This window comes from Microbacterium aureliae (assembly GCF_054780155.1).
In genome coordinates this window covers 1,233,051-1,256,461 of the sequence record NZ_BAAGWW010000002.1, presented here as the reverse complement: position 1 = coordinate 1,256,461, position 23,411 = coordinate 1,233,051, and the positions used below count along the sequence as shown (strand labels likewise).

The window sequence follows — 23,411 nt, the reverse complement described above, 5'->3', positions numbered from 1 at the left end:
CACACTACTCGCCCGCGAGGCCCCCGAGCAGGTGGCCGAAGCTGCGGCCCTCGCCGAGATAGCTGGCGGGATCGAACGGGTCGGCGCTCAGCTGCGGCTCGCGCCGGCCGACGGCCTCGGCCAGTTCGCGGGCCGCGCGCTCGATGCGCGCCGCGAGGGGCGCCACGCGGTCGGCGTCGCCGCCCCAGTCGCTCGAGGCGGCGAACACCCCCGTGGAGACCGGCTCGGCGTGCAGGTAGGTGAACAGCGGCCGGATGGCGTAGTCGATCGCCAGGGAGTGACGAGCCGTGCCCGCGTTGGCGCCGATGAGGACCGGCTTGCCGGTGAGGGCGTCGGGGTCGAGCACGTCGATGAACGACTTGAACAGCCCCGAGTAGCTCGTGGAGAAGATCGGGGTGACGGCGATGACGGCATCCGCCGACACGACCGTGTTGATCATCGACTCCAGCGCCGGCGGCGCGAAACCGGTGAGCAGGTTGTTGGTGATGTCGTGGGCGACGTCACGCAGCTCGAACGCGTCCACCTCGGCGAGGATGCCGCGCTCGGCCAGCTGGGCGACGGTCGCCGACGCGAGGCGATCGGCGAGCATCCGCGTCGAGGACGGGCTGGACAGGCCGGCCGAGACGACGGCGATGCGACGGGCGGCGCTCATCGCGCACCAGCCGCGGTCGCCGCCGAGCCGAAGGCCGACCCGGCCGCCGGACGGGAGTCCTGGTACGGGGATCCGGCGGTGAGGTTGTCACCGCGGTTCGCGCCGGGCACCGCCTCGCGAGCGGGACCGTCGCCGTAGGCGGCGGCGACGCGGTTGGCGTGCGTGGGCGCGTCCGGGACGTCGGCGGGGCGGTTCTTCGCCAGTTCGCGACGCAGCACCGGGACGACCTCGCCGCCGAGGATGTCCAGCTGCTCGAGAACGGTCTTCACCGGGAGCCCGGCGTGGTCGATGAGGAAGAGCTGGCGCTGGTAATCGCCGAAGTGGTCCCGCATGCCCGCGTACCGGTCGATCACCTGCTGCGGCGACCCCACCGTGAGGGGGGTCATCTCGCTGAAGTCCTCGAGGCTCGGCCCGTGGCCGTACACCGGCGCGTTGTCGAAGTACGGACGGAACTCGCGCACGGCATCCTGCGAGTTGGCGCGCATGAACACCTGGCCGCCGAGGCCCACGATCGCCTGCTCGGGCGTGCCGTGGCCGTAGTGCGCGTAGCGCTGGCGGTACAGCGTGATGAGACGCTGGTAGTGCTCCTTGGGCCAGAAGATGTTGTTGGCGAAGAACCCGTCGCCGTAGTACGCGGCCTGCTCGGCGATCTCGGGCGTGCGGATCGAGCCGTGCCACACGAACGGGGCGACCCCGTCCAGCGGGCGCGGCGTCGAGGTGAAGCCCTGCAGCGGCGTGCGGTACTTGCCCTGCCAGTCCACGACGTCCTCGCGCCACAGGCGGTGCAGCAGGTTGTAGTTCTCGATCGCGAGCGGGAGTCCCTCGCGCACGTCCTTGCCGAACCACGGGTAGACGGGACCGGTGTTGCCGCGGCCGAGCATGACGTCGGTGCGTCCGCCCGAGACGTGCTGGAGCATCGCGAAGTCCTCGGCGATCTTCACCGGGTCGTTCGTGGTGATGAGCGTCGTGGCCGTCGACAGCACCAGGCGCTCGGTCTGGGCGGCGATGTAGGCAAGGGTCGTCGTCGGCGACGACGACCAGAACGGCGGGTTGTGGTGCTCGCCGAGGGCGAAGACGTCGAGGCCCACCTCTTCGGCGTGCTTGGCGATGGTGATGGTGTTGCGGATCCGCTCGGCCTCACTGGGCGTCGTGCCGTTCGTGGGGTCCTGGGTGATGTCGCTCACCGTGAAGATGCCGAACTGCATCGCCGGCCAGGTGGTGATCTCGCTCACGCTGCTCCTCGATTCCGAATCCGCGGGGTGTCCGTCAGATTCATTCGTATGAATGTATCTGGTGAAACGCGTGCGGCCCCACACTATTCCCGACGCCTGCGATGCCGCTGTGCCCGATGATGCGGTCGGATAGTGTGGCGATCGCCCATGAACGAGCCCACCCCCGCCACCGGCGCCGTCTCCACCGCCAAGCCCAAGCGCCGCATGCCCTTCTGGGACAACGCGCGATTCTCCTGCATCGTGCTCGTGGTCCTCGGCCACGCGGTCCAGCGTCTCACCTACGACAGCGACATCGCCCTGGGCCTGTATCTGCTCGTGTACGCGTTCCACATGCCCGCGTTCGCCCTCATCTCGGGGTACTTCTCGAAGTCCGAATCCCCCAACCGACGCCAGATGGCGCGGGTGATCACCGACATCCTCGTCCCCTACGTCATCTTCGAGGGCCTGTGGTTCCTGACCAAGCTCGCCGTCGAGGGACAGGCCGATCCGAACCTCACGCGCCCGTCCTGGACGCTGTGGTTCCTGCTCGCCCTCGGGATCTTCCGCCTGATCCTGCCGTACCTGGCGCTGCTGCACTGGCCGCTGGCCTGGACCGTGGCGGTGTCGATCGGCGCGGGGTACCTCCCCAACATCGACTCCACGTTCTCGCTGTCGCGCACGCTCGGACTGCTGCCGTTCTTCGCGCTGGGCTGGTGGCTGCGCGAGCGGCGGATCGTGGACCGGCTCGACCTGCTGCGCGACAGGCCGTGGTGGGTGCCCGCGACGGCACTGGGCGTGTTCGCCGTCGCCGGGTGGGCCGCATGGTTCTTCGTCGACGTCTGGCGCGAGATGAACCTGCGCAACTGGCTGTTCTACGACGAGAACTACGCCGCGATCGGCGGCACGGAGTGGTGGGCCGGCGGCGTCCGCCTGGCGCTCATGACCGTGGCCCTCGTGCTGAGCATCGCCTTCTTCGCCCTGGTCCCCCTCGGGCGCCACTGGTGGACCCACTTCGGCCAGTACACGATGTACGTCTACCTGCTGCACTCCTTCGTGCTCTACCCGTTCCGCGAGTCCGGCGTGCTGCGGGGGCTCGACCCGACATGGCTGTGGCTGCCGATCGTCGTCGTCCTCTCGGTGCTCATCGCTCTCGCGCTCGCCACGTCCCCCGTGCGCCGCCTCCTGCGGCCGCTCATCGAGCCGCGGCCGAGCTGGCTCTTCCGCGACCCGGGCCTGGCAGGACGCGAGGGCCGTCGCGAGGACCCCACCGGATCCCGGCGGCCGCGCGAGCTGCCCCGCGCCACGACGCGGCCGGACCCTCGCCAGAACGGCTGAGCACCGGCATCCGCCCACGACGAAGCCCGCCCCACACCGTGGGACGGGCTTCGAAGAAGTGCGATGTACGCTCGGTCGTTATCGACGCAGGCCGAGACGCTCGATGAGCGAACGGTAGCGGCTGATGTCGATGTCCTGCAGGTAACCCAGCAGACGACGGCGCTGACCGACGAGCAGGAACAGCCCACGACGCGAGTGGTGGTCGTGCTTGTGCTGCTTCAGGTGCTCGGTCAGGTCCTTGATGCGCTGCGTCAGCATCGCGACCTGCACCTCGGGGGATCCGGTGTCACCGGGGTGCGTCGCGTACTCGTCGATGATCGCCTTCTTGACCTCTGCATCCAGTGCCATAAAGTGATCCCCTTTCTCGTCGTTGCGCGGTGCCCGACGCCTGATGCGCGAGCTCTCTTTATCCGCGGCCGATCAAACGGCAACCTCCAGAGTCTACCAGCATCCGCTTCGCACCAGAACGAAGGGGCGGATGCCGTGCCGGCCGGGTGGCCGACGGCATCCGCCCCTCGTTCGCGAGCGATGCGGTGCTGCGGGCGATCAGGCCTGCAGCGCGCCCTGCAGGTCGAGCGTGATGGTGACGTCCTTGCCGACCAGCACGCCGCCGGTCTCGAGGGCGGCGTTCCAGGTCAGGCCGAAGTCCTCGCGGTTGACGACGGTCTTCGCCGTCGCGCCGGCCTTGTAGTTGCCCCACGGGTCGGTGCCGAAGCCGCCGAACTCGACCTCGAAGGTCACGGGCTTGGTCACGCCGCGGATCGTCAGGTCGCCGTCGACGAGGAAGTCGCCGTCCTGCACGCGGGCGCCGGTCGAGACGAAGGTCATCGTCGGGTGGCTCTCGGTGTCGAAGAAGTCGGCCGAACGAAGGTGGTTGTCGCGACCCTCGTCCTTGGTGTCCACCGACGCGACGTCGACGCTGGCCTCGACCTTGGCCTCGAGGGGGTTCTCGGGGGCGACGATCGTGGCGCTCTTGACGCCGAAGGTGCCGCGCACCTTGGAGATCATCATGTGGCGCACGCTGAACGTGACCTCGCTGTGCGAGGGGTCCAGCACCCAGGTGCCTGCCTTGTAGCCGGGGACGTCGATCGTGGTGGTGTCGGTCATGGTGGTCCTTCTGTGGTGGGGTCGGTGTGGGTGCCGCGTTGCCGGCATACGGGGTTCAACGCGGGTCACGCGCATCTATTCCCATGAATGGAAACTTTACCCGCTGATTCTGCCCTCAGCCCCAGGTGAGGCCCGCAGGCGGCCGGGACAGGCGCGACGGCAGTCCCGCCCCGGTGAGGATGTCGTACAGGCGGCGCGGGTCCTTATGGGCCGGCGTCCGCCACCGCGAGAACGCGGCGACGAGGCGCCGCAGCACCGGCGCGGGGAAGCCGAGGCGGTCGATCAGGACGCGCCCCTCGGACTCCCGCACCGAATCGGAAAGGTCGGTCGAGAACTCCAGGGCGGCCGCCGCATTGCCCCGGCCGCGCGCACGCGGGTCGGCGTCGAAAATCGCCTCGAGGTCGGCGCGGGTCGCCAGCGCGCCGTCGGGGCGCCGCGCCCAGCGCGCCTGGTCGAGCGCGATCACGCCGCGCGTGAAGGTGCCGACGCGCGCGAGATCGAGCGCGGTCTGCGCGGGCGTCGTGATCGCGTGGCACCGCCATTCGGCGGTGGCGACCTCGGCACGGCGCGTCGTCGTCCTGCGGCGGAAGGAACCCGAAGAGCGACCGCCGCTGCTCCGCGAGACCAGCACGTCGACGGTGTCCGGCCAGGTGCCGATGAGGTCGATCCCCCACACCGCGGCCGCGGCGAAGTGCGAGATGAGAAGCGGCGAGCGCACTCGGTCGACCACCTCGACCACACGCAGGTGATGCCGGTCGATCGGGCGAAGCTTCCGCCACGCGTCTCCGGGCACGAACGATCCAGGCGCGACGCGCACGTACGTCCCCTGCTCGATCTCGCGGGCGAGGCGGCGGTCGTTCGTCGGCCTGCCGTCCCGGTCGCGGCGGCGGTGGATCGGGATCGACGGCTCGGATCGCGGATTCATCCACCCACGATGCGGCCGGCGGCGCTGACTGTGCGCCGCGTGCCGGCATCCGGGGACGAAGCGCGGGGATCGGGCACCTGGGGAGGAGCGGACGCGGGGTCGCGATGACGCGCTCTGGGACTCACCCCGCGGGGCTGGAGCCGCGGGTCGAAATCTGTTGCGGCGCAGGGAATCTGATGCGCCCCAGCAGAAAAGTGCAACCATCGGCGGCGAGGCGTGCAGGATCGGGGCGCCCCAGCAGGAACATGGCGCCGCAACGGCGAAGTGCAGCACTGCGGATGCCGGACCGCGGGCGCGGACCGCGGGCGCGGGTCAACGGCTGCCACGCGGCGACGAGGGCTGAGACGACGGATGCCGCCACCCGGCGGACCGGGGGCGGCATCCGAGGCGGGGTGAGGGGTCAGCCCACCGCGAGCAGGTCGATGATGAAGATGAGGGTCTTGCCGCCGAGGAAGTGGCCGCCGGCGGGACCGTAGGCCAGGTGCGGCGGGATGACGAGTTCGCGGCGACCGCCGACCTTCATGCCGGGGATGCCGTCCTGCCAGCCCTGGATGAGGCCGCGGAGGGGGAACTGGATGCTCTCGCCGCGGTTCCACGACGAGTCGAACTCCTCGCCGGACTCGTACTCGACGCCCACGTAGTGGACGGTCACGGTGTCGCCGGGCTTGGCCTCGGCGCCGTCGCCGACGGTGATGTCGCGGATGACGAGGTCCTGGGGCGCGGGGCCGGCTGGCGCGTCGATCTCGGGCTTGGTGTTGTCGCTCATGCGTCCCATCCAAGCACGTCGCGCGTGCGGCGGACCGCCCGTGACAAGACTCAGCGCCCGGTGCCGCGGCGATGCCTGCAGGTCTCCCGAGCGCTGAGTTGGTCTTCTTCGAGGATGCCCGCGCGCCGGACGGGTGTCAAGGGTGCGCCGCCGATCACGGCGCGAACAGCCCCGCCCTCGCGGCTGCGGTCTTCGCCAGCAGCTGCCGTTCGTCGGCGGCCGCGTGGGGGTCCCGGCCGGTGAGCGCACGCTGCCGCGCGGCCGCCAGCGCCGTGGCGTCCGAGATGAACTCGCGCATGAGCGGTCGCCGGTCGCCGCGCAGGGTCTGCGCCCACGCCAGAGCGGCTCGGCGCCCCTGCCGGGTCGCGAGCATGTCGACCTCCTGCGGCGTGAACCAGCCCATCGCGGCGTACTCCCCCAGCCGCGTGCGCGTCAGGCGCGACTCCTCGCGGCGAAGCGCCAGCACACCGACGATGAACAGCACGAACAGCGGGACCTGCAGGGCGATGTACAGGGCGAAGAAGTCGCCGAACACCGCGGAGCCGTTCCAGAAGGCGTGCAGGGCGGTGGCGCCGGCGAGGCCGAGCAGCCACGGTCCGAACGCCTGTCCGGCGGTCGCCCCTCGGCGGGCGGCGAGGCCCAGCGCGAAGCCGATCACGCTGGTGAACATCACATGCGCGAACGGCGACAGGATGCCGCGGACGAAGAAAGTGGCGGACGCGTCGGCGACGCCGCCCTCGATGAGGCTGATGGCGAAGTACTGGATGTTCTCGGTGAAGGCGAACCCCGCTCCGACCAGTGCGCCGTACACGACGCCGTCGACGGGACCGTCGAACGCCCGCCGGGCCGAGGCGAAGATGATGTAGACCCCGAGTCCCTTGGCGATCTCCTCGACGACGGGTGCCTGGACGACCGAGGACAGCGCCTCGGCGGCCGCGGAGTCCTGCACGCCGAACGCGATCGTCAGCAGCAGGTCGACGCCCAGCGCGATCCCGACGGCCGCGATCGCCCCCCACGCCACGGCGAGGATCAGCAGGCCGCGCGGCTCGGGCTCCCACCGGTCGACGATGCGGACGGCCATGACGACACCGACCAGCGGGATCAGGGCGAGCACCGCACCGATCACCGACGCGCCGGGACCGATCGCAGTGAGGAAGTACGCCACGAGCGCGACCAGCAGAAGCAGCAGGATGCCGATGACCCAGATCGGCGCGGAACGCCCGGCCCGGTGCGACACGGCCTTCGGCGGCACCGCGACGTGAGCCTCGGCGGGTGCGGCGGGGGCGATCGTCGCGGCCGGCGCGTGGGGCGCCTGGGCGAACGGCGACGGGAACGCGGGAGGCACGAGCGAGGGACGGGGCCTGCCCGAGGCGTCGGGGTGCGTCATGGAGGCCAGCCTAGGGCCGCCGTCCGCCGCGACGGGGCGCCGCCCCCGGTAGCGTTAAGGGATGCGCTTCGCCCACGTCACCTCGCCTGCCGATCCCGCTCCACGTCTGGCGCTGGTGCAGGGCGACGAGGCCGTCTTCGTGGACGAGCTCTTCGACGGCGCCCCCCGCACGCTCGAGCAGCTCATCGCCGGCGGCGACAGCCTGCTCGCGCGCGTCGGCGACGCCGCCGCGGACGGCGGCGCCCGGCATCCGCTGGCCTCGCAGAACTTCGCCCCCGCGGTGCTCGCGCCGCCGGTGATCCTCGCGATCGGGCTGAATTACGCCGCGCATTCCAGCGAGCTGGGCCTGAAGACCGACAGCACGCCGACGGTGTTCGTCCTGTGGCCCAACTCCCTCACCGCCCACGGCGCGACGACGACGTGGCCGCGGAGCCTGAGCGAGTCGGTGGATTACGAGGCCGAGCTGGGCGTTATCATCGGCCGCCCCGCCAAGGACGTCTCGCCCGACGAGGCGCTGGACCACGTGTGGGGATACACCGTCGTCAACGACATCACCGCCCGCGACATCCAGTACTCCGAGGCGCAGTGGTCGCGGTGCAAGTCCTTCGACGGCTTCACGCCCGCGGGCCCGTTCGTCGTGACCGCCGACGAGGTGCCCGACCCGCAGGACCTGCATATCTGGACGGTGCTGGACGGCCGGACCCTGCAGGACGCCTCGACCGCGCAGATGGTGCGGCCGGTGAAGACGCTGATCTCGCACCTGTCGAAGTCGGCCACGCTGCTGCCGGGGACGCTCATCTCGACCGGCAGCCCGGGCGGGGCCGGGTACTCTCGGGACCCGCAGGTGTTCCTGCGTGACCGGTCGACCGTGACGGTCGGCATCGACGGGATCGGCGAGCTCACCACCCACTGCCGGATCCTCGACTGAGCCCGGACGCGAGAAGGGCGCGCACCTTCCGGTGCACGCCCCGCTCGAACGGATGCCGGTGTCAGCCGCAGGTGATCGTCACGCCGCTGTCGAGCGTGTGCATGCCGGGTCCGAGCTCGGCGCAGATGCGCGCGAGATCCTCGGCGGCGGGAATGGCGAAGGTGAGCACGGTGATGACGACGACGACGCCGACGACCATCAGGACCGCGCTGATCACGATCGCCGCGACGGCCCAGCCGTTCTTGACCCCCGCCTTGCGGCTCTGCACGAGCGCGACGATGCCGAGGACGAGGGCGACCAGCTGCACGAAGAACGACAGCACGAACGCGACGATGCCGAGGGTCCTGCCCGGCACGGGGCCGGTGCCCGGCGCGCCGGTGTACGCGGGCGGCGGGGGCGCCGAGCTGTAGGCGGGCGGCGGCGTGGGCTGGGCCGGCGGCGGGGTCGGCTGGCTGGACGGCGGGGTGAGCGGGTCTGTCATGTCGGCCTTTCTGTGGTCGATCGCGGACGCGTCGAACCTATCGACGCCTCCGCCCGCGCGCCGGGATCGACGCGCGGGGCCCGCCCCGACGTCAGTCCCGCGTCACCGCCACGACGTTCTCGGCAGGCTGGACGGTGGGGATGGCCGCGGTCACGACCTCAAGGCCCGACAGCCGGGCCGGCGAGAGCTGCTTGGCGACCTCTTCACGCGACATCAGCCCCGCCTCGACCACGAGGTCGGCGACGTTCCGGTTGGTGAGCAGTGCCGTCTTGGCCAGCGCCGCCGACGCGGCGTAGCCGATGAAGGGGGTCAGCGCCGTCACGACGCCCACCGATGAGCCCACCATCGCGCCGAGTCGCTCGCGGTTGGCGGTGATGCCGTCGACGCAGTTGACCCGCAGGGTGTGCATCCCCCGCCGCATCCACGTGATCGACTGGAAGATCGAGTGGGCGATGACCGGCTCGAAGGCGTTCAGCTGCAGCTGGCCGCCCTCGACCGCCATCGTCACGGTGGTGTCGGCCCCTGCGACGGCGAACGCGATCTGGTTGACCACCTCGGGGATGACGGGGTTGACCTTGCCGGGCATGATGCTGGACCCGGCCTGGCGCGCAGGCAGGTTGATCTCGCCGAAGCCTGCCTGCGGCCCCGACGACAGCAGTCGCAGGTCGTTGCAGATCTTCGACAGCTTGATGGCGTTCCGCTTGAGGGATGCCGAGAACGACATGAACGACCCGGTGTCGCTCGTGGCCTCGACGAGGTCGCCCGCGAGAGCGAGGTCGAGCCCGGTGATCTCGCGGAGGTGGCGGACCACCGCGTTGGAGTAGTCGGGGTGGGTGGTGATCCCCGTGCCGATCGCCGTCGCCCCCATGTTGACCTCGAACAGCAGGTAGGCGTTCTCGGTGAGCCGCTGGTGGTCGTAGCCGAGGGTGGTCGCGAATCCGTGGAACTCCTGCCCGAGGGTCATCGGCACGGCATCCTGCAGCTGCGTGCGCCCCACCTTGAGGATGTCGTGGAACTCCACGGCCTTGGCCAGGAACGCCCGGCGCAGCAGATCCAGCTCCTCCAGCAGCGTCTGCAGGTCCAGGCTCAGCCCCACCTTGATGGCCGTCGGGTAGACGTCGTTGGTGGACTGGCTGCGGTTGGTGTGGTCGATGGGCGACAGGAAGGCGTAATCGCCCTTCTCGCGACCGGCCAGCTCGAGGGCGATGTTGGTGATCACCTCGTTGGCGTTCATGTTCGTCGACGTGCCCGCGCCGCCCTGGATGACGCCGACGACGAACTGATCGTGGTACTCCCCGTCGATGACCAGCTGCGAGGCACGGTCGATGAGCTCCGCCCGCTCGGCGTCCAGCACGCCGATCTGACGGTTCGCGCGGGCGGCGGCCTGCTTCACCATGGCCAGGGCCCGCACGAGGTCCTTGTAGACCGAGATCGGCCGCTTCGAGATCGGGAAGTTCTCCAGCGCGCGGGCGGTGTGGATCCCCCAGTACGCGTCGGCGGGGATCTCCATGGATCCCAGGGAGTCGGTCTCGGTGCGGGTGAGCGTCGTTGCGTCCGTAGCCATGTGCAGGTGTCCTCGTGGGTCGATCACGGCGGTGTGTCACCCTCGAGCCTAGTCGCGCAGCCCGCCCGCTCCGGTGTCCACCGGGTACGGTCGCGCGCGGGGCTTGTACAGCGTGGCGGGAGCGATCGTCACCGCTTGCGTGAGAAGTGCTCGAGGCGCTCGGCGGGTGTGAGCGCCGCCATGCGCGACACCCACGCGGCGTCGAAGTAGTCCCCGGTCTCGGCCTGCACGACGGGGACCGTCGCATGCGTGATCGTGTCGTCGTAGACGTGCACCAGGTGGAAGGACTGCGCGGCGTCCATGCCGTTGACCTCGACGGCGGGCCGGGCGAGGTTCATCGTGTAGCACGTCGCGGCCGCGACGCTCACCGGGATGCCGGCGAAGCTCCCCGACGTCGAGTAGTGCAGGTGGCCGGCGAGGATGGCGCGCACGTCGCTGCCCCGCAGCACCTCGGCGAGGCGCGGCTGGTCCCGGAGCTCGAGGATGTCGAAGAGCGGGATGTGGCTCGGCAGCGGCGGATGGTGCATCGCCACGATCGTGCCGAGTTCGGCGGGGGCGACCAGCAGCTCGCCGAGCCAGGCCAGCTGGGCGTCGTCGAGCTCGCCGTGATGCCAGCCGGGGACCGAGGTGTCCAGCGCGATCAGGCGGAGCCCGGCGAGGTCGTGCACCGAGACGACGGGCTGCTCGGTGGCGTCGACGTCCAGCAGGGCGCTGCGCAGCGCCGGGCGCTCGTCGTGATTGCCGGCCACCCACACCAGCTGGGCGCCGATCCGCTCGGCGACCGGCTCGACGGCATCCCGGAGCGCTCGATACGCATCGGCCTCGCCGAGGTCGGTGAGGTCGCCGGTGAACACCATCGCGTCGGGGCGCAGCTCGAGCGCCTCGACCGCGGCGAGCGTCCGATCGAGGTTCGCCGCAGTGTCGTAGCGCCCGCCCAGCCGAGGGTTGCCTGCCAGCAGGTGCGTGTCGCTGAGGTGCAGCAGGGTGCGCCGCGGCGGGGCGTACTGCCCGAACTGCGGAGGGGACGCGTCCATCGCCCCAGACTATGCCGAGGCTCGGGCGGCGATGGGTCAGTGATTGAGAACGATGAGCAGGATGCCGCTCAGCACCGCCGCCGCGCACACTGCGAAGCAGGCGATCGCCCCCAGCAGTGCCGCGCGCTTCTGGAAGGGCGTCAGCGGATTCTTGCGGGCCGCCTTGGCGGCCGCCTTCTCGGCACGCCGGGCCTGCTTCTCGGTGATCACGGCGATCGCGTCGGTGAACTCGGCGGGAGCCACCACCGGGGCGTGCCCCGAAGCCACGAGCAGGCGCAGGCCAAGGGCGTAGAAGGTCACGACCACGCCCGCACCCAGGAGAGCCGCGGTGAAGACCTGCCCGAAGGCCAGCCAGTCGATGGTCATCGCTTGTGCTCCTCTCGGCGCTCGAGCGCGCGCTGACGACGGGTCGGCGGGGGCGTCGGGGTCACCTTCACGGCCGCGCCGGAGTCGGCGACCTCGCTCATGGCGTTGGCGGCGTTGACGGCGTTGCGGCGCGAGCGCAGGAACATCCCCAGGATGATCGCGACGGCGATCACCGCGTCGATCACGACGCCGGGGGTGCCCAGCCAGACCACGACGAGCGCGGCCAGCCCGCCGACGATCCCGGCGGCGGGCAGCGTCATCACCCAGCCGATCATGATGCGCCCCGCCGTGCGCCAGCGCACCTGCGAGCCGCGGCGGCCGAGGCCCGAGCCGATGACCGAACCCGATGCCACCTGCGTGGTCGAGAGGGCGAAGCCCAGGGCGCTCGAGGCGAGGATCGTCGCCGCCGTCGACGACTCCGCCGAGAAGCCCTGCGCGGGCTTGACGTCGGTCAGTCCCTTTCCGAGGGTGCGGATGATGCGCCAGCCGCCCATGTAGGTCCCGAGCGCGATCGTCACCGCGCACGCCACGATCACCCACAGCTGCGGATCGGGGGTCGACGCCGACTGCCAGCCGACGGTGATGAGAGCCAGCGTGATGACCCCCATCGTCTTCTGGGCGTCGTTCGTGCCGTGGGCCAGGGCGACCAGGGACGACGTGAAGATCTGCCCCCAGCGGAATCCGTCGCGTCCATCCGGCCGGCCGTCGTACCGGCGGGTGACGGCGTAGGCGAGCTTGGTGGCGATGAAGGCGATGAGCCCGGCGGTGAGGGGCGCGGCGAGCGCCGGGAGCACGACCTTGCTCATGACGACGCCGACGTCGATCGCGGCGGCGCCGACGCCGACGAGCGTCGCACCGATGAGCCCGCCGAACAGGGCGTGGGAGGACGAGGAGGGCAGACCCAGCAGCCACGTCAGCATGTTCCAGGTGATGGCGCCGATGAGCCCGGCGAAGATCACCGCGGGGAAGACGGTCGCCGAGATCTCGTCCTCTCGGATCATGCCGCCCGAGATCGTCTTGGCGACCTCGGTCGACAGGAACGCGCCCACGAGATTCAGCACCGCGGCCAGCAGGACGGCCGTGCGTGGTTTGAGGGCGCCGGTGGCGATCGGCGTCGCCATCGCATTGGCGGTGTCGTGGAAGCCGTTGGTGAAGTCGAAGAACAGCGCCAGGGCGACGACGAGCACGATGATGAGGGCTGCGGTTTCCACGTTCGCTTTCCGTGAGGCCGAGAAGGAAGGTGCCGACGGGATCGGCGCGACGAACGAAGAGTTCACCTGGAGTTCATGAACCGGCAACCGGCCGTTGAGAATCCTTACATCGCGGCGGCCCGGGGTCAATCCCGCGACCCCGCAATCCGATGCGCCCGCCGGGCCGAACAACCTGGACCGCACGACGGCGAAGGGAGCACAGCCGGTGGAACGACGTCGCCATGTCCGGTTCGCCCTGCTCGCCGCCGCCGCCGGGGCGGTGGCCGCGGCATCCGTTCTGGCTGTCGCCGAGCTCGTCGCGCTCGTCGTCGCCCGGCCGGCCGGTCCCCTCGTCGCGGTGGGGTCGGTGATCGTCGACGGTGTGCCGCAGCCCGTGAAGGAGTTCGCGATCGCCGCGTTCGGCGAGAACGACAAGATCGTGCTTCTGGTCTCGGTCGGCGTCGCAGCGCTCCTCGCGGCGGCCGGTGCCGGCATCCTGCAGCTGCTGCGCCCGCCGTCGGGCGCGCTCGTCATCGCCGCCGGGGCCGTGGTGGCCGTGACCGCCGCCATCACCCGCTCCGGCGCGGACGCGTCGTGGGCGCTGCCCGGCGTCGTCGGCGGCGCCGCCGGCGTCATCGTGATGACCCTGCTCGTCGGCCGGCTTCGACGATGGCGGGATGCCGTGGGCGAGCCGTCCGCGGCGGCGCCCAGTCGGCGCGCGTTCCTGACGATGGCCGTCGTGAGCGCCGGGGCGGCGATCCTCATCGGCGCGGGTACCCGGGCCCTCACCGCGGTCACGGCGTCGATCGAGGCGATCAGGGATGCTCTGCGGCTGCCGGCGCCGCGGTCGACGGTGACGATCCCCGCCGGCGCGGCCTTCGACGACGTGCCGGGCCTCAGCCCGCTCATCACGCCGAACGCCGACTTCTACCGCGTGGACACCGCGCTCACCCTGCCCGAGGTGGATCCGGCCACGTGGCGGCTGCGGATCACCGGGATGGTGGACTCCCCGTTCGAGATCGGGTTCGACGACCTGGTCGGCCGCGGACTCGACGAGTACTCGATCACCCTGACGTGCGTGTCGAACGAGGTCGGCGGCGGACTCGTGGGAAACGCGGTGTGGCAGGGCGTGCCCGTGCGCGATCTGCTGGCCCTGGCGTCACCGCAGGCGGACGCCGACATGGTGCTCTCGCGGAGTGCCGACGGATTCACGGCATCCACCCCGCTCGAGGCGCTCACCGACCCCGGGCGCGATGCGATCCTCGCCGTCGCGATGAACGGCGAGCCGCTGCCCGTCGAACACGGCTTCCCGGTGCGGATGGTCGTCCCGGGGCTCTACGGCTACGTGTCGGCGACGAAATGGGTGACCGAGCTGACGGTGACGCGGTTCGACCGCGACGAGGCCTACTGGACGCCGCGCGGCTACAGCGCACAGGCGCCGATCAAGATGTCGTCGCGGCTCGACACCCCGCGGGCGGGCACGGCGGTGGATGCCGGCGACGTGACCCTCGCCGGGATGGCGTGGGCGCAGACGGTCGGCATCGACCGCGTCGAGGTGTCCGTCGACGACGGGCCGTGGCAGCGGGCGGAGCTGTCCGCCCCCATCAACGACGACACGTGGGTGCAGTGGCGGATGCCGTGGCGCGCCGAGCCCGGCACGCACTACGTCGTGGTCCGCGCAGTGGACCGCGAGGGACGGGTGCAGGTGCGTGAGCGCGCACCCATCGCCCCGGACGGTTCCACCGGCTGGCAGCGCGTGCTGCTGACGGTGAGGTGACCGCCCCGCGCCGCCGCGGCTCGGCTAGCGTGAACGGGTGACCGACTCCCCCGCCGTCCCGGCCGCGCCCGTCGCCGCCACCCGCCCGTCCGTCCGCAGCCACCACGGCGACGAGGTGACGGACCCGTACGAGTGGCTCCGCGGCAAGGACGAGTCCGACGTCATCGCCCATCTCGAAGCCGAGAACGCCTACACCGCGTCGCGCACTGCCCACCTCGAGCAGCTGCGCACCCGCATCTTCGACGAGATCAAGGGCCGCACGCTCGAGTCCGACCTCTCGGTGCCCGTGCGGCGCGGGCAGTGGTGGTACTACGGCCGCACCGTCGAGGGCAAGCAGTACGGCATCCAGTGCCGCGCCCCCCTCGCCTCACCCGACGACTGGACCCCGCCGGAGCTGAGCGCCGAGGTCGAGGTGCCCGGCGAGCAGGTGCTGCTCGACAGCAACGTCGAAGCCGAGGGCCACGAGTTCTTCTCGCTGGGCAGCTTCGAGGTCTCCAACGACGGCAACCGGATGCTGTACGGCGTCGACGTCGCCGGCGACGAGCGCTACACGATCCGCGTGCGCGACCTCGTCACCGGTGAAGATCTCCCCGACGAGATCCCCGACACCTTCGCCGGGGCGGGCTTCTCGCCCGACGGACGCCACATCGTCTACACCACCGTCGACGACGCGTGGCGTCCGGACACCGTGTGGCTCCACGAGCTCGGCACCGCCGTCGAGGACGACGCCAAGCTCTTCCACGAGCCGGACGAGCGGTACTGGGTGGGCGCCGGCTTCACCCGCAGCGACCGCTACCTGATCATCGGTCTGGGCTCGTCCATCACCTCGGAGGAATGGCTCGTCGACGCCGACGACCTGCGCGCCGAACCGCGCGTGGTGTGGCCCCGTCAGGAGGGGGTGGAGTACGAATCCGAGCACGCCGTCATCGACGGCGAGGACGTGCTGCTGATCCTGCACAACGACGGCGCCCTGGACTTCGAGCTCGTGCAGGTCGACGCCGCCGACCCGCAGGGCGACCGGCAGGTCGTGATCCCGCACCGCCCCGGCCAGCGCCTGCTGGGGGTCTCGACCTTCCGCGACTGGGGTGTCGTGGGCTACCGCCGCGAGGGGCTCGCGCGCCTGGGGCTGCTGGACTACGCCACCGGCGGCGTCGACGAGATCGGCTTCGACGAGCCGCTGTACGCCGTCGGCAGCGGCGGCAACCCCGAGTGGGCACCGCCCGTGCTGCGGCTCTCCTACGGCTCCTTCGTGACCCCCGGGACCGTCTACGACTACGACATCGCCGACCGCCGGCTCCACGTGCGCAAGCGCCAGCCGGTGCTCGGCGGCTACGACCCGGCGCACTACGGCCAGGCGCGGGTGTGGGCGCCCGCGGCCGACGGCACCGGCATCCCGGTCTCGCTCGTGTGGCGACGCTCGTTCGGGGAACCCGGGCAGTCGCCGCGACCCCTGCACCTGTACGGCTACGGGTCGTACGAGCATTCCATCGAGCCCGGATTCTCGATCGCGCGCCTGTCGGAGCTCGACCGCGGCGTGATCTTCGCCGTCGCGCACGTGCGCGGCGGCGGAGAGATGGGCAGGCAGTGGTACGAGGACGGCAAGCTGCTGCGCAAGCGCAACTCGTTCACCGACTTCGTCGACGCCGCCCGCCACCTGGTGGCCGAGGGCTACACCCTCCCGGACCGCCTCGTCGCCGAGGGCGGGTCGGCGGGCGGACTGCTCATGGGCGCGGTGGCCAACCTCGCCCCGGAGCTGTTCGCCGGCGTGCTGGCGGACGTGCCGTTCGTCGACGCGCTCACCACGATCCTCGACCCCTCGCTGCCGCTGACGGTCATCGAGTGGGACGAGTGGGGCGACCCCCTGCACGACCCCGAGGTGTACGCCTACATGAAGTCCTACTCGCCGTACGAGAACGTGCGGGAGGGCGTCCGCTACCCCCGGATCCTCGCGGTGACCTCGCTCAACGACACTCGCGTGCTGTACGCCGAGCCGGCGAAGTGGGTCGCGCGCCTGCGCGAAGCCGGCGCCGACGCGCTCCTCAAGTGCGAGATGGCCGCCGGCCACGGCGGCGTCTCGGGGCGGTACAACGCCTGGCGCGAGCGCGCGTTCGAGCTCGCCTGGCTGCTGGACGTCCTCGGCGTCGCGGAGGCCTGACCTGCCGGCATCCGTCGGTCGATCGTCGAGGCAGGGGGATCGCCGCGAACCGCGGGGCCTCACCCCCGGTCTCGCGCGGATCCCCGCGGCTCGGCGGCGGGAACGGATGCCGCGATGAACGGATGCCGGCGGGCGCGGCATCCGGTCCTCCCCAGGCGGGCGCGGGCGCGCGGTTGTCCACCGGCGAACGCCGGCCGGGCCGAGCCCGCCTGCCGCACGCGAGGCTGGGGCGATGGAGTCCGCCGCCCTGCCGCCGCTGCTGCTCGCCCGGGACCGCCCGTCGGACGTTGCGCGCCTCGATCGCTCCGGCGCGCTGCACCGGGTCCGCCCCGGGGTCTACGTGGCGAAGGCCGTGTGGGACTCGCTGGCGCCGTGGGAACGGTACCGGGTGCGGGTGCGCGCCGTCACCATGACGTGGACGGCACCCGTGCTGTGCCTGGAGTCCGCGGCTGTCGAAGCCGGGCTGCCGATCTTCGGGGAGCCGCGCCACATCCACCTGCTGAGCCCGAACAACCGCTCGTGGCGCGAGGGGACGTCGTGGTCCACGGGTCACGCGACGAGCGCGAGATCGTGGCGCGCGACGGCATCCATGCCACCTCGATCGCAGAGACCACCGTCGACCTGTGCCGCGTGCTTCCCCCGGCCTTCGCCCTCGCCGTGGCGGATGCCGCCCTGCGCGCCGCGACGGCACAGGGGGCGCGGCTCGATGTCGCCGCGACGGGTCGGGGGCGCGCCGACCGCCGCGGCCTGCGCCAGCTCGACTGGGTCGGAGCCCGCGCGTCCGCGGTTCCGGAATCCGTCGGAGAGTCGGTCAGCCGGGCGGTCATCGAGTGGCTGGGGTTCGAGGAGCCCGAGATGCAGCGCGAGTTCCGGCACGAGGGCGCGGTGGACCGCGCCGACTTCTTCTTCCGGCGGCTGCGGATCGTCGGCGAGTCCGACGGCTACGGCAAGTACGACGCCGCCGACGCCGAGGCGAGCAAGGCCCACTTCATCGCCGAGAAGAAGCGCGAGGACCGGCTGCGCCGGCACGAAGGAGGGTTCGCGCGGTGGGACTGGAGCGATGCGATGGGCGGCGACTCGCTGGGGAGCAAGCTCGCAGCCGCGGGGCTCACGCCCGGGCACAGACGGCAGGCCGCATTCCTGGCGACCCTCACGAGCCATCCGCGCTCGTTCGCTCCGCGAACCAAGGGATCCGCCGCGACACCGGGGGCGACGCCCCGCGGCTCGCGGTGAATCCCTTGGCTCGACGATGCCGGCCGGATGCCGGCGCGCGGGCGGCGCGGGGTCAGCCGAAGAGTGCGGCGGCCTCTTCGTAGCGGTAGAGCGGGACGGTGTTGAGCTCGCCCAGCGCCTCGGCGAACGGCACGCGCACGATGTCGGTGCCGCGCAGGGACACCATCTGGCCCCATGCGCCCTCGACGACCGCATCGGCGGCGTGGAGCCCCAGGCGCGTCGCGAGCACACGGTCGAAGCCCGACGGCGAACCGCCGCGCTGGATGTGCCCGAGCACGGTGGCGCGGGTCTCGATGCCGGTGATCCGCTCGATCTCGGGGGCGAGCACCTCGCTGATGCCGCCCAGGCGAGGACGGTTGAAGGCGTCGAGGCCCTTGTCGCTGTAGGCCTCCTGCATGCCCGTGAGGGTGAAGCCCTCGGACACCACGACCAGCGGCGCGCGACCGCGGTCGTGCGCCTTGCTGACCTGCGCGCACACCTCGTCGATCGACATCGGAACCTCGGGGATGCAGATGACGTGGGCGCCCGCGGCGACGCCGGCGTGCAGGGCGATCCAGCCGACGTGGCGGCCCATGACCTCGGCGACCATGCAGCGCTGGTGGGAGTCGCCGGTGGTGCGCAGGCGGTCCATCGCGTCGGTGGCGATGTTCACGGCGGTGTCGAAGCCGAAGGAGTAGTCGGTGGCGCGCAGGTCGTTGTCGATGGTCTTGGGGACCCCGATGACGTTGATGCCGTCGCCCGCCAGGCGGTTGGCCGCAGCGAGGGTGCCCTCGCCGCCGATGGCGATGATGCCGTCGATGCGGTGGCCGTACAGCGTCTTGGCGATGTTCTCGGCGCCGCCGCGCGGGCCCTCGTAGGGGTTCGTGCGGCTCGTGCCGAGGATCGTCCCGCCGACCTTGGACAGGCCCTTCACCTCGTGGCGCGTCAGCGGGAAGAAGTCGCCGTCGACGACGCCGCGCCACCCGTCGCGGATGCCCACGAACTCAAGGTCGTACGTCGTCGTGCCTTTGAGGACGACGCCGCGGATGACCGCGTTGAGGCCGGGGCAGTCGCCCCCGCTGGTCAGGATGCCGATCTTCATGGGGGGTCCTTGCGTTGGGTGGTACGGGGCTGTCTCGTGACGAATCGGCGACGCTGCCTCACCCGACATTAGCGGCGGATGCCGCACCCTGCCACAACGGCGCGGTGCGGCATCCGTTCGCTCAGGCGGCGCCCAGAGCCTGCCGCAGCAGGTGCATCAGCGCCGACAGCTGGACCGAGTCGCTGGACTGCGGATCGACCGCCTCGCCGTCCAGCGCGCGCTGCGCCAGCCCCTGCTTGGAGTCGATGAGCTCGGCGATCTTCGTGTCGATGGTGTGGGCGGCGATGATGCGCCACGCCGTCACCGGCTCGTCCTGTCCGATGCGGTGCACGCGGTCGATGGCCTGCGTCTGCTCGGCGGCCGTCCACGACAGCTCGGCGAGGACGACGTTCGAGGACGCCTGCATGTTCACGCCGACGCCGGCGGCCGTGAGCGAGCAGACCGCGATCCCCACATCGGGGTCGCTGTTGAACGCGTCGATCGCCTGCTGACGCACCGGAGTCGTCTGGTCGCCGCGCAGCGACACCGTCCGAAGGCCCGCAGCGGCGAAGTGCGCCTCGGCGGCGTCCATGACGTCGATGTGCTTGGCGAAGAAAACCACCTTGCCCACCGAGCGCTGCAGCTGCAGCGCGTAGTCGGCGGCCAGCAGCGCCTTGGCCTGACCGATGCGGCGGACCATGGTGAACACGTTCTCGGAGCCCGTGCCGGCGGCCTTGGACTCGTCGAGCTCGTGCCGGGCGACCAGGCGCACGATGTCCTCGTCGACCTCGCCGTGGGCGAGCCCGCGGTCGCCGCGGGCGTCGATGATGCGGCGGTAGCGGTCGGCCAGGCGGGCACCGAGCTCCTTCTCGGCCTGCCGGATCGAGCGGCCGTACTCGTCGTCGAGCTCGACGGGGAGGTCGGCGATGAGCTTGTCGGGCAGGTCTGCGGCGACGTCGGTCTTCCGGCGGCGGACGATGCCCATCGAGATGACGGCTTCGCGCGCGGCCGGGTAGAAGGCCTTGTCGGCGGGGGTGAGCCCGGTCTCGTCCAGCTTCTCCATCAGCAGGGGCCCGGGCTTCTCGCCGTTCGTCCAGCCGAGGAAGCGCCAGATCGCGTCGAAGTCCTCGACGTCGTTGATCAGCGGCGTTCCGGTGAGGGCGAGCATCAGCGGGTCCCGCACCTGCTCCCGGATGCGGGAGGCCAGGGCCAGCACGTTCTGCGAGCGCTGCGAGGTGAGGTTCTTGATGAAGTGCGCCTCGTCGACGACCATTCCGCGCAGCCCGAGCGAGCTCAGCCACGACAGGTGGCGGTCGAGGATCTCGTAGTTGACGATGAACACGTCCGCGAACGCGTCGATGCTCTCGCCGTCGCCCTGGATGACCGTCGCGCGCCGGTGCGGGGTCCACCGCTGCACCTCGCGCGCCCAGTTCATCTTCACCACGTTGGGCACGACGGCCAGCAGCGGGTAGGCATCGGCGACGGATGCCGCGATCACCGACTCGGCGGTCTTGCCCAGGCCCGGCTCATCGGCGAGCAGGAAGGATCGGTGCCCCTCGCGCACGGCCTCGATGAAGCGGGACTGGTGCGGCATGATCTCGAGGCCCTTGGGCGAGACCCGGTCGAACTCGGGGACGGGCGGCAGGTCCATCGTGGCCGAGCCGCCGCCGGCGCCGGTCTCGAACGCCTTGTACAGCGGCCCCATGAGCTCCCAGCCGTCGAGGCGGCGGCGGGGCGTGGGCTTGGGTGCGCGCAGGGCGAGGTCGGGAGCCAGGAACGGGTTGGCCAGCTGGCGCGATTCGATGGCGGCCGGTACCACCTGGCGCTCGGCGAGCGCCGGCGGCACGACGGTCGCCGGTGCGGGCGCCACGTCGGTGATGATCAGCTCGTCCGGCTGCAGCTCGGCGCCCGATTCCAGCAGCCAGTCCCGCCGCATGCGGCGAGCGACCGGGGACGCGGCCTGGTCGACCTCGAGCAGCTGGATGAGGGACGTGTCGCGCGCCGCCGTCTTGGCGAGGATCGTCGCGACGCCGTCCAAGCGCTTGAGCAGCTCGGCGCGGGCGTTGTCGGGGACGGCGCCTTCTTCCTTCACCCGGGCGCGCTCCTCGCGGACGAGGAAGGCGATCACCTGGAACTTGACGCGGTTGGTGGGCCCCAGCTTGCCGCGCTGGGCCTTGGCCTCGACCTCGCGCACCTTGCGGGCGAGGATCGGGATGATGGGCGCTTCGTCGTCGCGACGCGCCGATGAGGGTCGGCGGCGCTGGCGGCCGGAGCCGGTCTGAGCGGTGGGTGCCGTGGTCGGCATGCTCCTCCTGAGCGTGTCTGCCGGTACGTCCCTGATCGGGGCGAGCGGTGCGTGCAGCGTGCTCCCGCGGGCGGCGCGTGCGCCGTCACGGACGCGGGATCGGATGTCGCCGACTCCTGCCGCTGGCACTCGCTTCTGCGAGCCGCGGCGCCGGGGAGGGCGTCTCCGCGGGCCAGTCTAGCGCGCCCGGGCCCCGGACGCGGCGCAGAAGCTCCGGTCAGCCCTTCGCCGCGGCCTCCTGCAGGTGCGCGACGATGTCGGTGGTGTACCCGTCGGGCATGAAGTTGATCCAGGACGTCGCCACCCACAGGCCCTCCGCCACGTGGTGGGTCTCACCGCGGACGTACTCCACGTCGTCGAAGGTCACGCCGCGCTGCTCGATCTCGCACAGCTGACCGCCCAGCTGCTCGGAGCAGCCGAAGCCCTCGGCGCGCAGGGTGTCCAGGACGGCCTGCTCCTGCGTCTGGTCGACGACGGTGATGTTGGTGGACAGTCCCCGCTCGCTGGGCGCCCCCCACGTGCACCGCAGCGTGGGCGCGCCGGACTCGATGACCTCGATCAGCGGCACGTACTCGGTCGACAGCATCGTGACGCCCGGGTCGTTCAGCGGCGGGTTCTCGGCATCCAGCAGATCCAGCATGTCGAGCGAGTACACGTCCTCGCACCGCTCGGGCAGCGCGTCGTCCTGCGGCAGGTTCGTCTCGATGGGTGTCGGCGAGGGACCGGTCGTGGGTTCGGCGATGCTCGGCGTCGGCTCGGGCGACCCCGTCGCGCTGGGCGAGGGCTCGGGGCGGCATCCCGCGGCGGCGATGCTCAGGACGACGGCGAGGCCCGCCACCAGGGCGAGTCGGGGTGCGGCGCGCATGGGTTCCTCCGGTTGGCTCCCCTCGACGGTAGCGGAGGGATGCCGCAGTCCCGGGGCGCCCGCGGCGTGTCCGCCGCGCGATCAGCCGTCGGCGGGCGGGGTGCCGGGCTCGGGCAGGGTCCGCTGCCAGTCCGAGAGCGTCCTGGGGTCGTCGGTGACGATGCCGTCCACGCCGAGATCGGTCACCTCGCCCCACTCGTCGTCGGAGTTGAGGGTGTAGACGACGATCCGCATGCCGGCGTCGTGCAGGGCGTCGACGACCCCCGGGCGCTCGAGCACCGCCCGGCGGTCGGCGATGATCCCGCGGACGCCGGCGTCGGAGGCGGCGCGGACGACGTCGTCGGGAAGGTGACGCAGGATCAGCAGCCGCGCGACGATGCTCGTCCGCGCCTCGACGAGGGCGAGGAGCGTGGCGTCGAAGCTCGCCACGGTGACCCGCCGTTCGAGGCCGCGCGCGACGACGGCGTCGATCAGGCCGCCGACGGCCGCGGAATCCCACCTGCCCTTCAGCTCGACGATCGCCCGACCGTCCTCGGCGCCGAGCACGTCCAGGAACTCCTCGAAGGTCGGCACGCCGGTCCCGGCGTAGTCGGGCGAGAACCACGAGCCGGCATCCAGCCGGCGGACGTGGGCGAGGTCCAGATCGGCGAGCGCGCCGCGTCCGTCGGTCGTGCGGTCCACGCGCTCGTCGTGCATCAGCACCGCGTGGCCGTCGGCGGTGAGGGCGACGTCCACCTCGACGTGGTCGAACCCGTGGCGCAGCGCCTCGACGACGGCGGGAAGGGTGTTCTCAGGCGCGGTGGCCGCTCCCCCGCGATGGCTGGCGATGAACGCGGCCTGACCGGGTGCACGCTCGGCCCCCAGCGCCTCGGTGGCGCTCACGCGGGCGGGCGTGGCGCCCAGCGTCGCGATGATCGCGCTGGCCACGGCGAGCACGCAGACGACGGCGAGCGCCTGCATCCGGTCGGCGGGTCGGGCGAGGGGGTCGGGCATCGCGGGGTCCTCCGATTCACCGCGTCCTCGTCGACGCGGTTCGGACCACCCTACACAGCACCGTTACCTTTCCGTTA

The 23,411-nt window shown here is 71.5% G+C and carries 21 protein-coding genes; 5 read left to right on the top strand and 16 right to left on the bottom strand.

Annotated features, from left to right (window positions below; all coding sequences use genetic code 11):
• Positions 1 to 4: 4 nt before the first annotated feature.
• Both ACYVF4_RS11875 and ACYVF4_RS11870 read right to left on the bottom strand, forming a co-directional pair.
• Positions 5 to 652 (bottom strand): FMN reductase, encoded by a 648-nt coding sequence (locus ACYVF4_RS11875; RefSeq protein WP_460722918.1) that lies wholly within the window; start codon positions 650 to 652, stop codon positions 5 to 7.
• The gene (locus ACYVF4_RS11870) at positions 649 to 1,857 is read right to left on the bottom strand and encodes an LLM class flavin-dependent oxidoreductase (protein ID WP_460723147.1); all 1,209 of its coding nucleotides are present in this window, start codon (positions 1,855 to 1,857) and stop codon (positions 649 to 651) included. Before ACYVF4_RS11870 ends, ACYVF4_RS11875 begins: the two co-directional genes overlap by 4 nt.
• Positions 1,858 to 2,031: 174 nt before the next feature.
• Between ACYVF4_RS11870 and ACYVF4_RS11865 the strand changes: the two genes are divergently transcribed.
• Positions 2,032 to 3,198 (top strand): acyltransferase family protein, encoded by a 1,167-nt coding sequence (locus tag ACYVF4_RS11865; protein WP_460722916.1) that lies wholly within the window; start codon positions 2,032 to 2,034, stop codon positions 3,196 to 3,198.
• A gap of 78 nt (positions 3,199 to 3,276) precedes the next feature.
• Here the strand turns inward: ACYVF4_RS11865 and rpsO are convergent, their stop codons facing one another.
• The 5 genes from rpsO to ACYVF4_RS11840 all read right to left on the bottom strand — a co-directional run bounded on the left by rpsO (position 3,277) and on the right by ACYVF4_RS11840 (position 7,383).
• Positions 3,277 to 3,546: a 30S ribosomal protein S15 gene (gene rpsO, locus ACYVF4_RS11860; protein ID WP_460722914.1), complete on the bottom strand. Its 270-nt coding sequence runs from the start codon at positions 3,544 to 3,546 to the stop codon at positions 3,277 to 3,279.
• 198 nt (positions 3,547 to 3,744) lie between these two features.
• On the bottom strand, positions 3,745 to 4,305 hold the full coding sequence (locus ACYVF4_RS11855) for a YceI family protein (protein WP_460722912.1): 561 nt from the start codon (positions 4,303 to 4,305) through the stop codon (positions 3,745 to 3,747).
• Between the two features lie 115 nt (positions 4,306 to 4,420).
• Positions 4,421 to 5,230, bottom strand: a complete 810-nt coding sequence (locus tag ACYVF4_RS11850) for a hypothetical protein (protein WP_460722910.1) — start codon at positions 5,228 to 5,230, stop codon at positions 4,421 to 4,423.
• 400 nt (positions 5,231 to 5,630) lie between these two features.
• Positions 5,631 to 5,996, bottom strand: a complete 366-nt coding sequence (locus ACYVF4_RS11845; protein WP_460722908.1) for an FKBP-type peptidyl-prolyl cis-trans isomerase — start codon at positions 5,994 to 5,996, stop codon at positions 5,631 to 5,633.
• A 154-nt stretch (positions 5,997 to 6,150) separates the two neighbouring features.
• Positions 6,151 to 7,383: a PrsW family intramembrane metalloprotease gene (locus ACYVF4_RS11840; RefSeq protein ID WP_460722906.1), complete on the bottom strand. Its 1,233-nt coding sequence runs from the start codon at positions 7,381 to 7,383 to the stop codon at positions 6,151 to 6,153.
• A gap of 61 nt (positions 7,384 to 7,444) precedes the next feature.
• On the opposite strand from ACYVF4_RS11840, the gene ACYVF4_RS11835 reads away from it, so the two are divergent.
• Positions 7,445 to 8,311 (top strand): fumarylacetoacetate hydrolase family protein, encoded by an 867-nt coding sequence (locus ACYVF4_RS11835; RefSeq protein WP_460722904.1) that lies wholly within the window; start codon positions 7,445 to 7,447, stop codon positions 8,309 to 8,311.
• A gap of 61 nt (positions 8,312 to 8,372) precedes the next feature.
• Here ACYVF4_RS11835 and ACYVF4_RS11830 read toward each other — a convergent pair whose 3' ends face one another.
• The 5 genes from ACYVF4_RS11830 to ACYVF4_RS11810 form a co-directional block, all read right to left on the bottom strand.
• Positions 8,373 to 8,792 carry a DUF4190 domain-containing protein gene (locus tag ACYVF4_RS11830; protein WP_460722902.1) on the bottom strand — a complete coding sequence of 140 codons (420 nt, stop codon included), beginning with the start codon at positions 8,790 to 8,792 and terminating at the stop codon, positions 8,373 to 8,375.
• Between the two features lie 91 nt (positions 8,793 to 8,883).
• The gene (locus tag ACYVF4_RS11825) at positions 8,884 to 10,356 is read right to left on the bottom strand and encodes an aspartate ammonia-lyase (protein WP_460722900.1); all 1,473 of its coding nucleotides are present in this window, start codon (positions 10,354 to 10,356) and stop codon (positions 8,884 to 8,886) included.
• A gap of 128 nt (positions 10,357 to 10,484) precedes the next feature.
• Positions 10,485 to 11,390, bottom strand: a complete 906-nt coding sequence (locus ACYVF4_RS11820) for a phosphodiesterase (RefSeq protein ID WP_460722898.1) — start codon at positions 11,388 to 11,390, stop codon at positions 10,485 to 10,487.
• A gap of 36 nt (positions 11,391 to 11,426) precedes the next feature.
• Positions 11,427 to 11,756 carry a peptidase gene (locus tag ACYVF4_RS11815; protein WP_460722896.1) on the bottom strand — a complete coding sequence of 110 codons (330 nt, stop codon included), beginning with the start codon at positions 11,754 to 11,756 and terminating at the stop codon, positions 11,427 to 11,429.
• Positions 11,753 to 12,967 (bottom strand): inorganic phosphate transporter, encoded by a 1,215-nt coding sequence (locus ACYVF4_RS11810; protein WP_460722894.1) that lies wholly within the window; start codon positions 12,965 to 12,967, stop codon positions 11,753 to 11,755. Before ACYVF4_RS11810 ends, ACYVF4_RS11815 begins: the two co-directional genes overlap by 4 nt.
• 205 nt (positions 12,968 to 13,172) lie before the next feature.
• On the opposite strand from ACYVF4_RS11810, the gene ACYVF4_RS11805 reads away from it, so the two are divergent.
• The 3 genes from ACYVF4_RS11805 to ACYVF4_RS11795 all read left to right on the top strand — a co-directional run bounded on the left by ACYVF4_RS11805 (position 13,173) and on the right by ACYVF4_RS11795 (position 18,111).
• The gene (locus ACYVF4_RS11805) at positions 13,173 to 14,723 is read left to right on the top strand and encodes a molybdopterin-dependent oxidoreductase (protein WP_460722892.1); all 1,551 of its coding nucleotides are present in this window, start codon (positions 13,173 to 13,175) and stop codon (positions 14,721 to 14,723) included.
• Between the two features lie 37 nt (positions 14,724 to 14,760).
• Positions 14,761 to 16,878 carry a S9 family peptidase gene (locus ACYVF4_RS11800; protein WP_460722890.1) on the top strand — a complete coding sequence of 706 codons (2,118 nt, stop codon included), beginning with the start codon at positions 14,761 to 14,763 and terminating at the stop codon, positions 16,876 to 16,878.
• A 519-nt stretch (positions 16,879 to 17,397) separates the two neighbouring features.
• Positions 17,398 to 18,111, top strand: a complete 714-nt coding sequence (locus ACYVF4_RS11795) for a hypothetical protein (RefSeq protein ID WP_460722888.1) — start codon at positions 17,398 to 17,400, stop codon at positions 18,109 to 18,111.
• A gap of 52 nt (positions 18,112 to 18,163) precedes the next feature.
• Here ACYVF4_RS11795 and ACYVF4_RS11790 read toward each other — a convergent pair whose 3' ends face one another.
• From ACYVF4_RS11790 to ACYVF4_RS11775, 4 genes are all read right to left on the bottom strand, one after another.
• On the bottom strand, positions 18,164 to 19,192 hold the full coding sequence (locus ACYVF4_RS11790) for a 6-phosphofructokinase (RefSeq protein ID WP_460722886.1): 1,029 nt from the start codon (positions 19,190 to 19,192) through the stop codon (positions 18,164 to 18,166).
• Between the two features lie 121 nt (positions 19,193 to 19,313).
• Entirely contained in the window at positions 19,314 to 21,476 is a 2,163-nt protein-coding gene (locus tag ACYVF4_RS11785) for a DEAD/DEAH box helicase (protein WP_460722884.1), read from the bottom strand.
• 217 nt (positions 21,477 to 21,693) lie between these two features.
• Complete coding sequence (locus ACYVF4_RS11780; RefSeq protein WP_460722882.1) at positions 21,694 to 22,341, bottom strand: hypothetical protein; 648 nt, start codon at positions 22,339 to 22,341, stop codon at positions 21,694 to 21,696.
• Between the two features lie 81 nt (positions 22,342 to 22,422).
• The gene (locus ACYVF4_RS11775; RefSeq protein ID WP_460722880.1) at positions 22,423 to 23,334 is read right to left on the bottom strand and encodes a glycerophosphodiester phosphodiesterase; all 912 of its coding nucleotides are present in this window, start codon (positions 23,332 to 23,334) and stop codon (positions 22,423 to 22,425) included.
• Positions 23,335 to 23,411: the final 77 nt, after the last annotated feature.